The 1,075-nt window shown below is 55.0% G+C and carries 1 protein-coding gene; it reads right to left on the reverse strand.

Annotated elements, in window-relative coordinates:
- A partial coding sequence (locus LZP69_RS15860) for a VCBS domain-containing protein (protein ID WP_234201688.1) occupies positions 1-1,075 on the reverse strand: 1,075 nt, incomplete at both ends.

The raw sequence follows: 1,075 nt of genomic DNA on the forward strand, positions 1-1,075 counted from the left end.
GGCCTTCAGCCATACTCTGGTAGGCTGCATCGCTTGGGTCAAAGGTCCAGCTGCCGTCATTGTTGAACGTCAGTCCCGCTATTGTGGCAGTGGTGCTGTAAGTGGCCGTGTCATTCGCATCAATATCGGTTGAGGTGATGGTGCCATTAACTACTGAACCATCTTCCTTGGCGCTGACTTGCGCGATGGGATCCAGTACCGGTGCATCGTTAACGTTGTTAACCACCAAGTTAAAGGTGGACGTGACGGTGGCGCCCTGGCTGTCGGTGGCGGTAACGGTAATGCTGGTCGTACCCACATCGCTGTTCGCCGGCGTGCCGCTAAAGGTGCCGGTGGTGGCATCAAAGCTGAGCCAGCCTGGCAGGCCGCTTGCTGATAGAGCGAGAGTATCGCCAGTATCAATATCCGCAAAAGTACTTGCAGGTACGCCGAAGCTAAAGGCGCTGCCTTGGTCTGTGGCTTGGTCGGTCAGTGCCGCCGAGACAGTCGGTGCATCGTTGGTGCCAGTGACGGTAATGGTTAGGGTCTGTACATCAGACGCACCTTGGCTGTCGCTGCCAGTGACATCAATGTTGAGTACTTGAGTTTGACCTACGCCCAGCGACTGATAAGCACTGTGGCTAGCATCAAATGCCCAGCTGCCATCGGTGTTGACGGTTAAGCCATCAACTGGGTTAGCAATCGAGTAGGTAATGGTGTCATTGCTGTCTACATCTGAGCCGGTGATTTGGCCTGAGATGCTGGCGTCTTCCGCTACAGTTTGCGCGGCAATGCTGCTGAGCACTGGCGCATCGTTAGTACCGGTGAGGGTAATGACCAGGTCTTGGGTGTTAGTGGCACCGGCTGCATCTGTGACCGTGACTGGAATAGTTAAGGTCTGAGTCTGGCCTTCAGCCATACTCTGGTAGGCTGCATCGCTTGGGTCAAAGGTCCAGCTGCCGTCATTGTTGAACGTCAGTCCCGCTATTGTGGCAGTGGTGCTGTAAGTGGCCGTGTCATTCGCATCAATATCCGTTGAGGTGATGGTGCCATTAACTACTGAACCATCTTCCTTGGCGCTGACTTGCGCGATGGG

This window comes from Shewanella sp. AS1 (assembly GCF_021412565.1).
GTDB lineage: Bacteria > Pseudomonadota > Gammaproteobacteria > Enterobacterales > Shewanellaceae > Shewanella.